The organism is Actinoplanes sandaracinus (assembly GCF_030009775.1).
Lineage (GTDB): Bacteria > Actinomycetota > Actinomycetes > Mycobacteriales > Micromonosporaceae > Actinoplanes > Actinoplanes sandaracinus.
The window spans coordinates 145,427-161,649 of sequence record NZ_JASCTH010000004.1; the positions used below are offsets into that span (position 1 = coordinate 145,427).

General features: G+C 71.8%; 15 protein-coding genes. 13 read left to right on the plus strand and 2 right to left on the minus strand.

The annotated features are described in order from the left end of the window. Positions 1-124: 124 nt before the first annotated feature. The 8 genes from cysC (at position 125) to QLQ12_RS07475 (ending at position 10,177) form a co-directional block, all read left to right on the plus strand. Positions 125-1,645, plus strand: a complete 1,521-nt coding sequence (cysC, locus tag QLQ12_RS07440; protein WP_282758080.1) for an adenylyl-sulfate kinase — start codon at positions 125-127, stop codon at positions 1,643-1,645. An 89-nt stretch (positions 1,646-1,734) separates the two neighbouring features. Then, entirely contained in the window at positions 1,735-3,429 is a 1,695-nt protein-coding gene (locus QLQ12_RS07445; protein ID WP_282758081.1) for a Wzz/FepE/Etk N-terminal domain-containing protein, read from the plus strand. Then, positions 3,426-4,790, plus strand: a complete 1,365-nt coding sequence (locus QLQ12_RS07450) for a hypothetical protein (protein ID WP_282758083.1) — start codon at positions 3,426-3,428, stop codon at positions 4,788-4,790. Before QLQ12_RS07445 ends, QLQ12_RS07450 begins: the two co-directional genes overlap by 4 nt. A 52-nt stretch (positions 4,791-4,842) precedes the next feature. Further along, entirely contained in the window at positions 4,843-6,072 is a 1,230-nt protein-coding gene (locus QLQ12_RS07455) for a hypothetical protein (protein ID WP_282758084.1), read from the plus strand. Positions 6,073-6,077: 5 nt separating this feature from the next. Continuing rightward, the gene (locus QLQ12_RS07460) at positions 6,078-6,956 is read left to right on the plus strand and encodes a sulfotransferase family protein (RefSeq protein WP_282758086.1); all 879 of its coding nucleotides are present in this window, start codon (positions 6,078-6,080) and stop codon (positions 6,954-6,956) included. Continuing rightward, positions 6,953-8,461, plus strand: a complete 1,509-nt coding sequence (locus tag QLQ12_RS07465; RefSeq protein ID WP_282758088.1) for a lipopolysaccharide biosynthesis protein — start codon at positions 6,953-6,955, stop codon at positions 8,459-8,461. The genes QLQ12_RS07460 and QLQ12_RS07465 overlap by 4 nt, the downstream gene beginning before the upstream one ends. Beyond that, a complete protein-coding gene (locus QLQ12_RS07470) occupies positions 8,458-9,192 on the plus strand; it encodes a class I SAM-dependent methyltransferase (RefSeq protein ID WP_282758089.1) in 735 nt (244 codons plus the stop codon). Before QLQ12_RS07465 ends, QLQ12_RS07470 begins: the two co-directional genes overlap by 4 nt. Then, positions 9,185-10,177 (plus strand): glycosyl hydrolase, encoded by a 993-nt coding sequence (locus QLQ12_RS07475; RefSeq protein WP_282758491.1) that lies wholly within the window; start codon positions 9,185-9,187, stop codon positions 10,175-10,177. The genes QLQ12_RS07470 and QLQ12_RS07475 overlap by 8 nt, the downstream gene beginning before the upstream one ends. On the opposite strand, the gene QLQ12_RS07480 is transcribed toward QLQ12_RS07475, so the two are convergent. Beyond that, positions 10,167-10,541 carry a VOC family protein gene (locus QLQ12_RS07480; protein ID WP_282758090.1) on the minus strand — a complete coding sequence of 125 codons (375 nt, stop codon included), beginning with the start codon at positions 10,539-10,541 and terminating at the stop codon, positions 10,167-10,169. The two genes, QLQ12_RS07475 and QLQ12_RS07480, sit on opposite strands and share 11 nt — an antisense overlap. 110 nt (positions 10,542-10,651) lie before the next feature. On the opposite strand from QLQ12_RS07480, the gene QLQ12_RS07485 reads away from it, so the two are divergent. Then, positions 10,652-11,215, plus strand: a complete 564-nt coding sequence (locus tag QLQ12_RS07485) for a DUF4262 domain-containing protein (RefSeq protein WP_282758091.1) — start codon at positions 10,652-10,654, stop codon at positions 11,213-11,215. A gap of 7 nt (positions 11,216-11,222) precedes the next feature. On the opposite strand, the gene QLQ12_RS07490 is transcribed toward QLQ12_RS07485, so the two are convergent. After that, positions 11,223-12,152, minus strand: a complete 930-nt coding sequence (locus tag QLQ12_RS07490; RefSeq protein WP_282758099.1) for a WecB/TagA/CpsF family glycosyltransferase — start codon at positions 12,150-12,152, stop codon at positions 11,223-11,225. Positions 12,153-12,214: 62 nt separating this feature from the next. On the opposite strand from QLQ12_RS07490, the gene QLQ12_RS07495 reads away from it, so the two are divergent. The 4 genes from QLQ12_RS07495 (at position 12,215) to galT (ending at position 16,029) form a co-directional block, all read left to right on the plus strand. Continuing rightward, positions 12,215-13,147, plus strand: coding sequence for a sulfotransferase (locus tag QLQ12_RS07495; protein WP_282758101.1), 933 nt, complete (start codon positions 12,215-12,217; stop codon positions 13,145-13,147). After that, positions 13,147-14,061 (plus strand): glycosyltransferase family 2 protein, encoded by a 915-nt coding sequence (locus tag QLQ12_RS07500; RefSeq protein ID WP_282758493.1) that lies wholly within the window; start codon positions 13,147-13,149, stop codon positions 14,059-14,061. Before QLQ12_RS07495 ends, QLQ12_RS07500 begins: the two co-directional genes overlap by 1 nt. 106 nt (positions 14,062-14,167) lie before the next feature. Beyond that, positions 14,168-14,944, plus strand: a complete 777-nt coding sequence (locus QLQ12_RS07505) for a DeoR/GlpR family DNA-binding transcription regulator (protein ID WP_282758102.1) — start codon at positions 14,168-14,170, stop codon at positions 14,942-14,944. Continuing rightward, the gene (gene galT, locus QLQ12_RS07510) at positions 14,941-16,029 is read left to right on the plus strand and encodes a galactose-1-phosphate uridylyltransferase (RefSeq protein ID WP_282758103.1); all 1,089 of its coding nucleotides are present in this window, start codon (positions 14,941-14,943) and stop codon (positions 16,027-16,029) included. The genes QLQ12_RS07505 and galT overlap by 4 nt, the downstream gene beginning before the upstream one ends. Positions 16,030-16,223: the final 194 nt, after the last annotated feature.

Sequence of the window (16,223 nt, forward strand, 5' to 3'; positions counted from 1 at the left end):
GAATTAGGCACTCTGTAACTTCCATCCCTGCCGAGGGAAGATCAGGATTGGACCGAGAGCCCGACTCGACCCGCTCGATCAGGCCTGGGAAACTGTCCCCCAAATACCTGCAGGGGGATTCGAAGTGAATGGTTCGGTATTGCCCGAGGACGTGCTCCGGGACGCTCCCTCCTTCACCCCGCGCCCCCACGAGCTGGCCGATCTGGAGTTGCTGCTCTCCGGCGCCTACGCGCCGCTGACCGGTTTCCTGAGCCGGACCGACCTGGCCTCCCTCGGTCGCCGCGGCCGGCTGGCCGACGGCACATACTGGCCGGCCCCGGTGACGTGCGAGGTCCCCGGCGAGGTGGCGGCCCTGCTGGATCCGGCCGACCCGGCCCGGCGCACCCTGGTGCTGACCGATCTGGAAGGCGCGCCGGTCGCCGCGATCGAGATCACCGACGTCTGGCAGACCGGTGAGAACCGGCACGGCATCGGTGGCCCGGTGCGCCGGATGGGCGACGGCGGCCACGGCCCGTTCCAGCGCCTACGGCGCACCCCCGAAGAGGTCAAGGCCCTGCTGCCGCCGGGCCGGGTGCTGGGCGTGATCGCCGACCGGCCGCTGCACCGGCCGCAGCTGGCACAGATCGCGCACGCCGCCCGTACCCTCGCCGCTCATCTTCTGATCCTCATCCCGGTGAGCGGACCGGGGCCGGACGGGCTGCCTCCGGAAGCGCTGGTCCGCTCGATCTTCGCGGCCCGCGACCGGATGCCCCCGGCGACGATCGTCGCCGTGCCGCTGCACACCCGCGGCGACGAGATGCGCGACGCGCTGCTGCGCGCCCGGGTGGCCCGGTCCTACGGGGTGACCCACGTCCTGTCCACCGGGGACACCCTCTCCGGAGCGGGACTGCGCGTGCTGCTCCCCCGCGAACTCGCCTACGACAACCGGGACGGCCAGTGGCGCTGGCGCGACGACGTCCCGCCTCGCAACCGCCGCCTGGCGATGGCCTCGACCGAGATCGAGGACCTGCTGGACCGCGGCTTCCCGCTGCCCGAGTGGCACACCCCGCCGGCCGTGGCCAAGGAGCTGTCCCGGATCCGGCCGCCGCGCCGGCACCGCGGCCTGGTCGTCTTCTTCACCGGCCTCTCCGGCTCCGGCAAGTCGACCATCGCCCGCAACCTGGCCGACGCCATGCGGGAGAACGGCGACCGGACCATCACCCTGCTCGACGGTGACGTGGTTCGCCGCGAACTGACCGCCGGGCTCGGCTTCAGCAAGGCCGACCGGGACCGCAACGTGCGCCGGATCGGCTGGGTCGCCGCCGAGGTGGGCCGTCACCGGGGCATGGCGGTGGCCTGCCCGATCGCGCCCTACGAGGCGGCCCGTGCGGCGGCCCGGCAGATGGCGGCGGAGGCCGGCGCCGGCTTCGTCCTGGTGCACGTGGCCACGCCGCTGGAGGTGTGCGAGAGCCGGGACCGCAAGGGCCTGTACGCCCGGGCGCGCGCCGGCCAGCTCCGCGGCATGACCGGAATCGACGACCCGTACGAGGAGCCCACGGACGCCGAGTTGACCGTGGACACCACCACGATGACCGTTCCGGAAGCGGTCGAGATGGTGCTCAGCCACCTGATCGAGAACGGCTGGGTGGAGCCGAAACTGTCGTAGACCATCACTCGCGGCGGGAGTGTGGCGTTACGCCACTGGGGCGAAACGCCCAAACCACACTCCTCTCCCGGAAGGGCCGCCGAAGACTGATGGAACCGTCCCGCCCCTCGTCCGATCTCTCGCACTACCTCGGTGCGCTCCGCCGGCACTGGTGGATCGCCCTGGTGGCCACGGGTGCCGGCCTGGGCGGCGGCGCGGTCCTGGCGCAGACCATGCCCAAGGTCTACGAATCGTCGGCCTCGGTGCTCGTGCAGCCCCTCGAACAGGACTCCAACGCGGAGGGCGGCCGGACCAAGAGCACGGTCAACCTCGACACCGAGGCACAGCTCGTCGGCTCCGGCGCGGTCGCCGTGAAGGCGGCCACCCTGCTGCGCAGCGACCTGTCGCCGATCGAGCTGGCCAAGTTGGTGTCGGTGCAGGTGCCGGCGAACACCACGGTCCTGGTGATCACCTTCCACGCCCAGACGCCGCAGAACGCGCAGGCCGGGTCGCACGCGTTCGCCGAGGCCTACCTGCGCAACCGGGAGGAGACCGCCCGGGCCCGGCTGGACAAGCAGATCCGCTCGCTGAACCTCAAGGTCAAGCAGCTCACCACGGTGCTCACCGGGATCAACACCAAACTGGCGGTCGCTCCCAAGGGCAGCTCCACCGAGAGCAACCTGCAGAGCCTGCGGAACAACTCGCAGAACCAGCTCAACTCGCTGACCGGGCGCCTCAACGAACTGACCACCACCATGGTCGGCGGCGGCAGCATCATCAGCGACTCCCGGCTGCCGGAGGAGCCGACCAGCCCGAACACCTGGCTGAACATTGGCACCGGCGGCATGCTGGGGCTGCTGCTCGGGCTCGGCCTGGCCTATCTGCGGGAACGCTTCGACCGGCGGCTGGTCACCCCGAACGACGTCCGCGACCGGGGCCGGGTCACGGTGCTGGCCGCGCTCGACGAGCGGAGCACCCCGCACATCGACGACGTGCTCCAGCCGTACGGGCCCGGCGGCCGCGTCTTCAACCGGCTGCGCAACGAGGTGCTGGCCAGCCTGAACCCCACCGACCAGATCATCGTGGTGACCGGGACCAGCCGTGGATCGGCCAGCACCCTGGTCGCCGCGAACCTGGCGGCCGCTCTGGCGCGTACCGGCAGTGATGTGGCCCTGATCGGGGCGCACCTGCCGGACAGCGTGATCGACGCCGCGCCGCTGGCGCGGATGTTCGGGGTCTCCGCCATGCCGGGCCTCTCCGACCTGCTCGCCGGACGGGTGAGCCTGTCGCGGGCGCTGCAGCGCACCCCGCGCATCCCGTCGTTGCGAGTGATCACCACCGGTGGCGCCGCGACCGCCGCCGGGCTGATGCAGTCCCAGCGCCTCAAGGACACCCTCCAGACGCTGCGCGAGCAGGGTGGGTACGTGGTGATCGAGGCGCCGTCGACCAGCAGCAGCGCGGACGCGCAGAGCCTGGCCAGTCTCGCCGACGCGGCGATCCTCGCGGTCGAGCTGCGCCGGTCCAAGCGCCCGGCCCTGCTCGACGCCACCGAGCAGTTGCAGCGGGTCGGCACGAGACTGCTCGGCGCGGTGGTGCTGCCCCGGCTCGTCGCGATGCGCCCGGGCGAGATCGCGGCTCCGGCGGTCTCCCTGCCACCGCCCACCGAGCCGGGTGACGCGGTCGAGGAACCGACCCAGCAACTGTCGTTCGCCGGCCGGCAGCGGCCGGGCGGGGCGGACAACAGCGACGCCACCGCGGTCATCGACCTCTCCAGCGCGGGCGCCGCGGACGGCGACGACACGTGACCGCGGTCGCGGCGGTGGCGCACGCCGGGCCCGCACCGCGAACCGTCAAGAACCGCTCGCTGCCGGCCTGGCCGGTCGCCGGCATCCTGCTCCTCTACCCGCTGTGGTGGGCGCTCGGCCTGGGCGTGCTGATCTTCCCGCTGATGACCGCGCCGATGATCTTCCTGCTGCTGCGCCGGCGCGCGGCGGGACGGCCGGTGCGGCTTCCCCCGGGCTTCGCCTGGTGGGTGATCTTCCTGCTCGCGGTGGTGGTGAGCATCGCCGCGCTGGGCGCCGACCCGCCGGGCACGGTTCCCGAGCGCGCGAGCGAGCGGCTGGTCGCGGTGGTCTACAAGCTGTCGATGTACGCGTCGCTGACCGTCCTGCTGCTCTACGCCGGCAACCTGACCGAGGCGGAACTGTCCCGCCGCCGTCTGGTGCGGCTGCTCGGCGGCATGTTCGTGCTGACCGTGCTGGGTGGACTGCTCGGCATGGTGGCCGGGAACTTCGAGTTCACCTCGCCGATCGAGTGGCTGCTGCCGTCCGGGGTGCGCAACAAGGGCTTCGTGCGGTCGCTGGTGCACCCGTACGCCGCGCAGATCATGGACATCGTCGGCGGTGACAAGCCCCGCCCCGCCGCACCGTGGGGTTACACCAACACCTGGGGCAACAACTTCTGTCTGCTCGCGCCCTGGCTGGTGGTGGCCGCCTGGTCGGGCCGCGGCGCCGGAAGGAAGTTCTGGGCCATGGTGTGCCTGGCCGTCTCGGTGGTGCCGGCGGTGGCGTCGCTCAACCGGGGCCTGTGGATCGGTGTCGGCCTGCTGCTGGCCTACGTGGCGGTCCGTTGCGTGCTGGCCGGCCGGCTCTGGATCCTCGCACTGCTGCCGGTCGTCGCGGCCGCGCTGACGATCGCCATGATCGCCACCCCGCTCGGTGGCACCGTCGAGGCCCGCCTGGACAACGGCAAGTCCAACGGGGTCCGCTCCTTCCTCATCGACAAGGCTCTGGACGGCTTCACCGGCTCGCCGGTCATCGGCTACGGCGGCACCCGCAACACCCTCGGCGGGCGCAACTCGATCACCGTCGGCGAGAGCTCCAGTTGCGAGCGGTGCGGCAACTTCACCGTCGGCGGCAACGGGCAGCTCTGGCAACTGATCTATGCGCACGGCGCGGCGGGCACCGTGGGATATCTGGGCTTCTTCGCGTACGGGCTGTGGCGCTTCCGCCGCGACCGGAGCGCGATCGGGGTGGCCGGGAGTGCCGCGATCGTGACGTCCTTCTCCGCGATGCTCTGGTACAACTCCCTGGTCACCCCTCTGGCCTTCATGGTTCTGGCATACGCGCTGCTCTGGCGCAACTGGACAGAGGGGAAAACCCAATGAGCGAGCTTGTGAGCTCGGCCGCGGACTCATGGCGACGCCGGAGCGCGGCGGCATGAGCCCGGTCAAGACCGCCCCCGCGGAACTGACCGCCGGCGACGCCGCGCTGCGGACCCAGTACATGACCGAGGTGCTCCACCTTCTCTACCCGAAGCCGTGCCGGACCGACGGCACGCCCGGCACGCTTGTGGCGGAATACCTGGTGGTCCCGAACGCGCACCGGCCCCGGCTGCTGGTCCCGACGCTCTCCCCCGCCGTCTCGGCGGCCGCGGTCCGGCGGTACGCCGAGCCGCAGTCGCGGATGGCCCGCCTCAAACGCGACGCCGTGGTGGCGGCCGTGCACGCCCGCGCCGCCGGGTGGCTGTTCCGCGACCGGATCCGGGTGACCGGACCGGTCTCGGCCGGTATCGACGGCTACCTGAGTGACGCGCTGCGCCGCGACCTGGCGGTCAGCATCCACATCGGCCCGGCGCGGGCCAACCGCAAACCGGTGCTGCAACTGCTCAGCCCGGACGGCGACACCTTCGCCTTCGGCAAACTCGGCACCGGCCCACTCACCCGTAGCCTGGTCAAGGCCGAGACCGCGGCCCTGATCGCGATCGGCAACAGCGGCCTGACCAAACTGACCGTGCCCCGGGTGCTGCACGCCGGGCAGTGGCGGGGCCTGCAGGTGCTGGTCCAGTCGGCGCTGCCGGTCTGGCTGCCCCGGGCGCCGCTGACCCAGCGGCGGCTCACCGCCGCGATGCTCGACATCGCCGGCTGCTGTGGGTACACGACCGGCCCACTGACCGGCAGCGGGTACTGGCACGAGCTCCGCGTGCGGCTGGCGGCCCTGGCCGACCGGCCCGAGGGCGCCGCGCTGGCCGCCGCGGTGGACGTGCTGGCCGCGCACAGCGGCGAGACCGCGCTGCGGTACGGCGCCTGGCACGGCGACTGGGCCCCGTGGAACATGGCGAACCTCGCCGACACCCTGCTGGTCTGGGACTGGGAACGGTTCGCCACCGGGGTGCCGCTCGGCTTCGACGCCATCCACCACGAACTGCAGAAACGTATCCAGTCCACCGGCGACGCCCGGGCCGCGGTCGAGGGGACCGTGCACCGGGCCGACGAACTGCTCGCCCCGTTCGGGGTGGCGCCGGTGGCCCGCGAGATCACCGCCCTGCTCTACCTGGTGGACCTCGCCGTCCGTTACCTGACCGACCGGCAGGCCGAGGCCGGTGCCCGGCTCGGCGTGCTCGGGACCTGGCTGCTGCCGGTACTGATCCGGCGCGTGGAGGAGCTTTAGTGCCCATGCGAATTCGCAACCTGCCGACACCGGTGAAACGGGTGGTACACCTCGGCTCCCGCTCGTACGGGCGGCTCACCGCGGAGCGCCGGATGCTGCCGTCGTTCCTGATCTGCGGCGGGCAGCGCTGCGGGACCACGTCGCTGTACCGGGCGCTGGCCGCGCATCCGCTGGTCCTCAAGGCGGTGCTGCACAAGGGTGTGCACTACTTCGACACGTCTTACCGGCGGGGACCGGAGTGGTACCGCGGGCACTTCCCGACGCTGCGCAGCGCCGAACGGATCGCCGAACGGTACGGGTTCCGCGCCCAGACCTTCGAGTCCAGCCCGTACTACATGTACCACCCGCAGGCGGCCGCCCGGATCGCGCACGACCTGCCGTACGCGAAGCTCGTGGTCCTGGTTCGTGATCCGGTGGAACGGGCGTACTCGCAGCACCATCACGAGGTCGCCCGCGCCTTCGAGTCGGAGCGCGACTTCGGGGCCGCGCTGGCCCTGGAGCCGGCCCGGCTGCACCGCCAGGAGGAACGTCTCGCGCTCGACCCGCGGCACTACAGCTTCGCCCACCAGCACCACGCGTACCGGGCCCGCGGCGAGTACGCCCGCTACCTGAGCGTGATGGCTCAGCACGTCGGCCGGGAACGCATCCACGTGGTGGAGAGCGAGCGGTTCTTCACCGACCCGGAGGCGGTCTACGACGAGGTGTGCGGGTTCCTCGGGCTGCCGCTCGGGCTGGACCGGCCGGCCTTCGAGCGCCACAACGCCCGCCCGCGGCAGGCCGACATGAACGCCACGCTGCGCCGGGATCTGAGCGACTACTACCGCCCGCACGACGAGGCGCTGGCCGGCTGGCTGGGGCACACCCCCGTGTGGCGCCGCGGATGACGGCGGCCACCACACGGCCGGACGCCGGGAGCGGAACCCGGGCCACGGCCCGCGGCGGACTGGCCAACATGGCCGGTTCGGTGCTGGCCGGCGGCACCGGCGTCGCCGTCACCTGGATCGTGGCCCGCGCTCTCGGCCCCGAGGAAGCGGGCGCGTTCTTCGCCGCCACGGCCGCGTTCGTGCTGGTCGGAGGTCTGGCCAAGCTGGGCACCAACACCGGGCTGGTGTACTGGCCGGCCCGGCTGCGGGCCACCGGCCAAGACCGTCTGCTCGGCGCCTGCCTGCGCGCCGGCATCCCCCCGGTGGTGGTGTTCTCCCTGATCCTGGCGGTGGTGATGTGGCTGGCCGCGCCGTGGATCGCCCAGCTCACCGCCCACGAGACGCCCCATGTGGTCGCCCACCACACCGCCGGGCTCCGGGTCCTGGCCGTCTTCGTCCCGTTGCAGGCCCTCACCGACGTGCTGCTCACCGTGACCCGCGGCTACCGGAGCATGCGGCCGACCGTGCTGCTGGACCGGGTGCTGCGCAGTGGGCTGCAACTGCTGGCCGTCGGCGCGGCCGGGGTGGCGGCCATGTGGGCGTCGGCCACACTGCCGGTCTTCGCGCTCGCCTGGGCCGTGCCGTATCTGCCGGTCGTGGTCCTGGCCGGATTCGCGGCGCGCAGGGCGTACACCGCGGGTCGGGTCTCTCAGCAGGTCCACCCGGGCGAACGACGGCGTCTGCGCCGGGATTTCTGGGTCTTCACCGCCCCCCGGGCGGTCGCCGCGGTCGCGCAGCTCGCGCTGCAGCGGGTGGACGTGCTGCTGGTGGCGGCGCTGAGCGGGCTGGCGCCGGCCGCGGTCTACGCGGTGGCCGGCCGGTTCGTGGTGTTGATCCAGTTCGCCAACCAGGGGCTGTCGCAGTCGGTGCAGCCGCGGCTCGCCGAGGCTCTGAGCACCGGCGACACCGCCGGCGCCAAACGCCTCTACCAGACCGCGACCGGCTGGCTGGTGCTGGTGACCTGGCCGATCTGCCTGCTGGTGATGGCGTTCGCGCCGTGGTACCTGCGGCTGTTCGGCGAACGCTACGCGACCGGCGTCCCGGTGGTTCTGGTGCTGGCCGCCGCGATGCTGGTGGCGACCGGCTGCGGGATGGTCGACATGGTTCTCGCCATGGCCGGCCGCACCTCGGCGAATCTCGGCAACGTGCTGGTCGCGCTGGTGGTGACGGTCGGCCTGGACGTGCTGCTGATCCCACGCTGGGGTGCGCTCGGCGCCGCCGTGGGTCTGGCCGGGGCGATGGTGGTGAACAATCTGCTGCCACTGGCTCAGGTTCACCACAGCACCCGGCTGCACCCGTTCGGGCCCGGCACCCGCACGGCCGCGCTGCTGGCGCTGGCCTGCTTCGGCCCTGTCATCTACAGCCCCGCGGCGGCCGTGCTGGCCGTGCCGGCCTACGCCGCGGGTGCCTGGCTGCTGCGCGAGCGGTTGACGCTCCGCGCCTTCATCCCGAGGAGGACGAGTTGACCAGCGACTACACCGAGGTGTTCCGGGACACCGAAGCGGTCGAGAAGTACGAGACCGTGACGTACGCCCCGGACAGCTACGCCTCACGGATCAACGACCGGCAACGCGACTACCTGCGGACCCTGGTGCGCCGCGAGTTCCCCGAACATCCGCCGGTGCATCACGACTTCGCCTGCGGCACCGGGCGGGCGATCCGGGCGCTGCACGGGCTGGTCCGGGAGGCGCACGGGTACGACACGTCCGCCGAGATGATGGCGAAGGCGGCTGACGTCGGGTCCCGGGCGTACTGGCACCGGGTGGCCGGGGACGGTCCCGTGCCGCAGCCGGTGGCGGCCGGCTTCCCGGCGATCGTCACCGTCTTCCGGCTGCTGCTCAACGTCAACGAAGGCATCCGCGACCGGGCTCTGGCGTTCGCCGCGAAGGTGCTGCCGCACCGTGGGTCCGGGCTGCTCGTGGTGGAGAACCACGGCAACGCCGGGTCGGTGCGGCATCTGCGGGCGCGGCGGCACAGCGGGGAACGCTGGTTCGCCGAACTCTCCCACGAGCAGGTGGAACGGATGCTGGCCCGGCACGGCTTCGAGATCGAGGAACGCCGGGGCTTCTCGATGCTCACCCCGTCGCTGCACGACAACCGGGTGGCCCGGATCGCGGACGCGGCGGCACGTCGTCTTCCCGGCAGCCACGGATATGCGGTGAATGTGCTTTACACCGCCCGGCGTGTCCATGCGTAGGGGACTCCTCGCTCTGGCCCTCGTCCTGCTGCTGGGCGCCTGCTCGTCGCCGGACGACGATCAGCCCGCGCCGATGCCGTCGCCCGATCTGAGTTCGCCGCCCCGGGCCGTCGCGATCCACCCGGGGCCGTTCCGGGCCGGGCCGTTCGAGCCGCCGGCCAAGGGCGCCTACTTCGGTGCCTGGATCAAACCCGACCAGCTCACCCATGTGGGCCGGCTGGCCGCGGTCGGCGAGCTGGAGGAGTCGATGGGGCGGCGGCTCGACTTCATCAACACGTACCGGCGTTTCGAGCAGATGATGGGCACCCCCTCGGACGAGGCGTTCCTCAGCGACGGCGCCTCGCTGATGATCAGTTGGGCCACCGGCGACAACCGGTCCATTCTGGCCGGTGAGCACGACGACCTGATCCGTGAGCAGGCCAAGGCGATCCGGAAGATCAAGAAGCCGGTGATGCTGCGGATGCGCTGGGAGATGGACCGGCCCAACCTGCGGGCCACCATGTGGTCCGGCGAGGACTACATCGCGGCCTGGCGTCACGTCCGGAAGATCTTCCTGGCGGAGAAGACCGAGAACGTCTCCTGGGTGTGGTGTCCCACCGCCGAGGGCTTCATCCGCGGTGACGCGCCCGCGTTCTATCCCGGCGACGACCAGGTGGACTGGACCTGCGTGGACGTCTACGCCGGGTTCGACTTCCAGCCGATCGGGACGCTGATGGGACCGTTCCTCGAATGGGCCGCCCAGCGACCGAAGCCGATCGTGATCGGCGAGTTCGGGGTGGCCAAGGCGTGGGGCTCGGAGCAGCGGGCCGCCTGGCTCAAGGACGCCGAGCGCACCTTCAAGGCGAACAGGCAGATCAAGGCGGTCGCCTACTTCGAGTCCGACCCGGAGGGGAACGGGCCCAACCAGCAGTTCCAGCTCACCGGGGACAAGCGGGCTTTCCGGGCCCTCAAGTCACTGGGCCGGGACCCCTATTTCAACCCCTGATCTTCTCCAGGAACTCCAGCCGGTTGCCGTGGCCGTCGGCGGAGTAGAGCCGCCGGTGGCCCGGGAAGTGGGGGTCCCACTCGGCCGGGTGGCCGGCGGCCTCCAGCGTCTTCGCCAGGGCGTCGAGGTCGCTGACCAGCACACCGGGGTGTGACTTGCGGGCCGGGACGAAGTCGGGGACGGGGCTCAGGTGCACCTCCCACCCGCCGGCGCGGAACCAGCAGCCGCCACGGGCGGCCAGCACCGGCGGCTTGACGATCTCGGCCATGCCGAGCACGCCGCTGTAGAACGCCCTGGCCTCACCCTCGCCTCCCGGCGGGATCAACAGCTGGACATGGTGCAGATCATCGATACGAAACCCCATGACCAAACCCTAACAGTACGAGCGTACGGTTAACCAGCCCCGAAAAAATGTCGTACGTGTGTTCCATAGTTGACTCAGTCAGCCAGGCCGAGCCAACCGGGGGTGTCACGGTGTCCTACCTCGACGACTTCTTCGAGGAGCAGAGCGAGATCATCGAGCGGTTCGGCTGGGCCGTGGTGCACGTGCTGCCCACCGAGGAGGACCCGGCCGACACGGCGCCGTTCGCCTACACGGTCGGCCTCACCGGTTACGGGTTCCCCGAGCTGACCGTCGCCGGGCTGCCACCCGAGGCCGGTCACACGCTGCTCAACGAGGTGGCCGGGCGGGTCTGCGACGAGGGCCTGCGGCTGCGTCACGGCCATCACATCCGCGGCCTGATCGACGGGCAAGAGGTGCGCGTCGTGGCGGGCGAGATCTCCGAGACGCTGTTCCCGGGGGCCGCGCTGATGCGTTACGGCGACGGCCGGGTGCGGCTGCTCCAGCTCGCATGGCCCGACCCGGGCGACCGCTTCCCCTGGCAGAGCGGCTATGACGCGGTCACCTACCCGCAGCCCACGATCGGGGCGCCGCTTCCCCGGGCGGGCCTGCGCTGCCGGACGTTCCGGGGAGTCCCGGGCCCGCGGCGGCGGCGCACCCGGGCCGCGGGCGGCGAGGGCGGCAACCGTGAGCCCTGAGACGCTCTCAGCGCCGGGCCGCGCGGTGGCGGGGCGCCCGGGCCAGCAGGCGCAGGGCATAGGGAGCGTCGTGGCGCAGATACCGGCCAGCCAGCCGGCGCGGCTCGATGCCGAGGCGGTGCGCCCACTCCAGGCCGGCGCGCTGCATCCACAGCGGCGCCCGCTCGACGTCGCCGGCGACGAAGTTGACCGCGGCGCCGCAGCCGACGAACCACGCCTCGGGCAGGTGGGGGCGCAGCCGTTCGATCACGAGCTCCTGCTTGGGGAAGCCCAGTCCGACGAACACCATGTCGGGCCGGGCCGCGACAACCCGGGCACAGAACTCGGCATATGTGGCCTCGTCCTCCTCGAAACCGAAATCGGGGCTGATCGTGCCGGCGATCCGCAGCCCGGCGCACTCTCTGGCAAGCCGGGCGGCGGCCCGCGCCGCGCCGTCCGGCCCTCTCCGCACGGCTCCCCGCCCGGCGCCCTTCTTCGCGGCGCGGGCGGCTCTCTTCACCGCGGCCACGCCGGTGCTCTTCTTCGCGGCGGTCACACCCGCGCTCTTCTTAGCGCCCCCGCCGGCCCCGGCGCCCCGCCTGGCCGCGGCCGGGGTGCCACCGATGACGAAGATCGAGCGGCCGTCACGGCCGAGCCCCTCCGACAGCGACCAGATCAGGCTGCTGCCGGCCACCCGCTCCGGCAGCGGCGCGCCGCCCAGGCGGCTGGCCCAGATCAGCGGCATGCCGTCGGCCACGATCAGGTCGGCGTCGTCGAGGTGGCGGCGGACGCTCGCGTCGGCGGAGGCGCGGCGCAGGATATCGACGTTGGGGGTGATGATCCGGCCACCTCGTCCGCGCGCCAGTGACTCCCGGACCACGGCCACGACCTCGTCCTCGGTGATGCGGTCGATTCCGGTGCCATCCAGGTGTACACGGTCGAAAGCCTCGATAGTCACCTAACGCCTCCTTCTGCCTGCTTCACTCGTTACCAGAGCGAAACGAGCGAAGGTGAGCCAAAGTGGCACAGGTGCTTTTTTTGGGCGGATTAGGACGTAGTGGGACAACCCTCGTCGAACGTCTGCTCGGCGAACTGCCCGGGGTGTGCGCCCTGGGCGAGGTCGTCCACCTGTGGCAACGCGACATCCGCGACGACGAGCGGTGCGGTTGCGGGTCACCGTTCTCCCGCTGCACCTTCTGGCAACGCGTCGGCGACCTGGCCTTCAATGGCTGGGCGAACGTCGACGTCGACCGGGTGCACACTCTCCGCGAGGCGGTCGAGCGGACCCGGCACATCCCGCGCCTCGCCGCGGCCACCACGGCCACCGCCGAGGTCCGCGAGTACGCCTCGTTCTACTCCCGGGTCTACGCCGCCGCCGCCGAGGTGGCCGGCGCCCGGGTCGTCGTCGACTCGTCGAAACACTCGGCACTGGCTCATGTGCTGCGCTGGGCCGACGACGTCGACCTGCGGGTGGTGCACGTGGTGCGGGACGCCCGCGGGGTGGCGTACTCGTGGACCAAGACCGTGGACCGCCCGGAGACCGACGGCTCCGACCAGATGACCCGCTACTCCCCCGGCCGCTCGGCGATGCTGTGGAACGCCCACAACGCGGCGTTCGGCCTGCTCGCCCGCCGCGGCGTACCGGTCCGGCGGATCCGCTACGAGGAGTTCCTCACCGACCCGCGGGCCGGGCTGATCCGCCTCGCCGACTTCGCCGGCCTCACCCTCCGCCCCGAGGACCTGGACTTCCTCCGCAACGGGCACGCCGACCTGCGGGCCGGGCACAGCGCGGCCGGCAACCCGATGCGGTTCACCGTCGGCCGGCTGCCGCTACGGCGCGACGACGCGTGGGTGCGCGCCCTGCCCCGCTCACAGCGCCGGCTGGTCGGCGCGGTCTGCGGGCCACTGCTGCGGGCGTACGGCTACCCGATCAACATCGCATCGGAGGCATGATGAACTGGCCGTCGGTGGGGGTCGTGATCCCCACCCGGAACCGCCCCGAACTGGTTCGCCGCGCGATCGCCGCGGTCCGCGAACAGCGCTATCCGGGCGAGCTGAAGATCGTGGTGGTGTACGACCAGACCGAACCGGACTACCTGCTCGCCTCGACCGACGGCGTGCCGGTGCTGGTCCTGACGAACTGGCGCACCCCCGGCCTGGCCGGCGCCCGGAACACCGGACTGCTGGCGCTGGACACCGAGCTGATGGCGTTCTGCGACGACGACGATCGGTGGCTGCCGGACAAGCTGCGCCGCCAGGTGGCCGCCCTGCTGGCCGAGCCCGCGGCCGAGTTCGCCACGTGCGCGATCGAGGTGGAGTACGAGGGCCACACCACCGCACGGCTGGCCGGCCGCCCCCGGGTGACCGTGGACGACCTGGCCCGCTCCCGGATGGCGATGCTGCACTCGTCGTCGTTCCTGATCCGCCGGGAGGCGCTGGACGCGGAACGGATCGGACTGGTCGCCGAGGACGCCCCGGGCAGCCAGAACGAGGACTGGGACATCCTGCTCAGGGCGGCCCGCCGAGCACCGATCGTGCATCTCGACGAGCCCCTGGTCCGGGTCCTCTGGGGTCGGACCTCGCACTACGCGTACGAGTACACCACCAAGATCACCTCGCTGCGGTGGATGATGCAGCGGCACCCGGAGATCAGCGGCTGCCGTCCCGGCGCGGCCCGGGTCTACGGCCAGCTGGCCTGCTGGTCGGCGGCGACCGGCAACCGCGGTGCCGCCTGGCGCTACACCCGGGAGGCGGTCCGGGCGAACTGGCGTGAGCCACGGGCCGCGATCGCCTTGGCCGCGATGTCCGGCGCGGTGAAGGTGGAGAACGTGCTTTCAGCGCTGCACAAGCGGGGCCGGGGTATCTGAACTCACCCTTTCGAACTCATCCCGTCACGCGGTACTGTTCGAGTGTGTTCGAATTAGTGCGGTATAGCGAGTCGGCGCAGATCATCGCGTCGGCGCGGCCCTGCTGATGCTGGCCCAGCAACGACAGGCGGCGATCCTCGACCGGGTCCGGGCGGCCGGTGGCGTCCGGGTGACCGAGCTGGCAGCCGAGTTCAGCGTCTCCGACATGACGATCCGCCGCGACCTGGAAGCTCTCGCCGACCGGGGACTCCTGGCGAAGGTACATGGCGGGGCGACCACCGTCAGTCCGGGTTCGGCACACGAGCCCGGCTTCACGGCCAAGTCGGTGCGCGAGCGCGGCGAGAAAGCGGCGATCGCGATGCGGGCCGCCGCCCTCGTCTCCCCCGGCGACGCCATCGCCCTCTCGGCCGGCACCACCACCGCCGAGCTGGCCCAGCGCCTCGTCGACGTCCCGGCACTGACCGTCGTGACCAACTCCATCCCGGTCGCTGACGTCTTCTACCGGGCCGGGCGGGCCGACCAGACCGTGGTGCTGACCGGTGGGACCCGTACCCCCTCGGACGCTCTCGTCGGCCCAGTGGCGGTCGCCGCGATCGGCGCCCTCCACCTGGACATGCTGTTCCTGGGTGTGCACGGGATGAGCGAACGGGCCGGCTACACCACGCCTAATCTGATGGAAGCCGACGTCAACCGGGCCCTGGTGGAGGCGGCCGAGCGCCTGGTCGTGCTCGCCGACCACACCAAGTGGGGCACCGTCGGCATCTCCTCGATCGTGCCGCTGGCCCGCGCCCACGTCCTGATCACCGACGACGGCCTCGACGGCGCCGCTCGCGAACTCCTCTCGGAAACAGTCCCCGAACTCGTGGTGGTGAACCCCCAGTGACCCCGACCCGGTCGGCCGTCGAACTCTCCGACGGCCGCGAACTGATCTATTTCGACGAATCCCCGGGCAGCGGCCGAGCGGCGTACCCGGACACCCGGCAGTTGCCACCGCCGCCGCCGGCCTCGCAGTTGCGTTACGACCCGCTCAGCGACGAGTGGGTCGCGGTCGCCGCGCACCGCAACACCCGCACGTTCCTGCCTCCGTCGGACGCGTGCCCGCTCTGCCCGACCACCGAGCGGTTCGCCAGCGAGATCCCGGCACCCGGCTACGACGTGGTGGTCTTCGAGAACCAGTTCCCGTCGTTCTCCGACCGGATCGTGCCCGACGAGATCACGCAGGTCACCGATCTGGTGCCGGTGGCGCCCGGCCGGGGCCGCTGCGAGGTCGTCTGCTTCACCAGCGACCACAACTCCGCCTTCGGCTCCCTCCCGCCGGAGCGCGTCCGTACCGTGATCGACGTTCTCGCTGACCGCACCGCCGTGCTGTCGGCGCTGCCCGGAGTGGCACAGGTCTTCCCGTTCGAGAACCGGGGTGTCGAGATCGGCGTGACGCTGCACCACCCGCACGGGCAGATCTACGCCTATCCGACGGTGACTCCGAAGACCGCGGCCTACCTGCGCGCCGCGCGGCGGCACGCCGACAAGACCGGCGGGCGCAATCTGTACGCCGACGTCCTCGCCGCCGAGCAGGAGGCGAAGGTACGGGTGGTCGCCTCCAACGAGCACTGGACGGCGTATGTGCCGGCCGCCACGCGCTGGCCGTTCGAGGTGCACCTGGCGCCGCACCGGCAGGTTCCCGACCTGACCGCGCTGACCGACGCCGAGCGGGACGCGTTCGGGCCGCTCTACCTCGACCTGCTGCGCCGATTCGACGGGCTGTTCGGCAAGCCGATGCCGTACATCTCGGCCTGGCATCAGGCGGTCACCGGCGAGGGCCGCGAGCTGGGCTACCTGCACCTGCAGCTGTTCAGCATCCGCCGCGCGGCGGACAAGCTGAAGTTCCTGGCCGGGTCGGAGTCGGCGATGGGCGCCTTCGTCAACGACATCGTCCCGGAGGCCGCGGCCCAGCGGCTGCGCGACATCTGAGCTGGCGGGGAGGCCCGGGACAAGGCCCCCCGCAGAACACAACGAGCCGCGTACCCCTCGGGTTACGCGGCTCGCCTACGTCGACCGCACCCGGCTCACTTGCTTTAACCGCAACCGAAGCGCGTTGCGCCGCCGACGGGGGGGGGGGGGGGGGGGCCCACACCCCGCGGGGGGGGGGGTGGGGGGGCGGCGGG

What these genes read in the sequence shown, in the direction of transcription:
- QLQ12_RS07445 (WP_282758081.1), top strand. Translation starts at nt 1,735, where the DNA reads ATGGAACCGTCCCGCCCCTCGTCCGATCTCTCGCACTACCTCGGTGCG.
- QLQ12_RS07455 (WP_282758084.1), top strand. Translation starts at nt 4,843, where the DNA reads ATGAGCCCGGTCAAGACCGCCCCCGCGGAACTGACCGCCGGCGACGCC.
- QLQ12_RS07460 (WP_282758086.1), top strand. Translation starts at nt 6,078, where the DNA reads ATGCGAATTCGCAACCTGCCGACACCGGTGAAACGGGTGGTACACCTC.
- QLQ12_RS07465 (WP_282758088.1), top strand. Translation starts at nt 6,953, where the DNA reads ATGACGGCGGCCACCACACGGCCGGACGCCGGGAGCGGAACCCGGGCC.
- QLQ12_RS07475 (WP_282758491.1), top strand. Translation starts at nt 9,185, where the DNA reads ATGCGTAGGGGACTCCTCGCTCTGGCCCTCGTCCTGCTGCTGGGCGCC.
- QLQ12_RS07480 (WP_282758090.1), bottom strand. Translation starts at nt 10,541, where the DNA reads ATGGGGTTTCGTATCGATGATCTGCACCATGTCCAGCTGTTGATCCCG.
- QLQ12_RS07500 (WP_282758493.1), top strand. Translation starts at nt 13,147, where the DNA reads ATGAACTGGCCGTCGGTGGGGGTCGTGATCCCCACCCGGAACCGCCCC.
- QLQ12_RS07505 (WP_282758102.1), top strand. Translation starts at nt 14,168, where the DNA reads ATGCTGGCCCAGCAACGACAGGCGGCGATCCTCGACCGGGTCCGGGCG.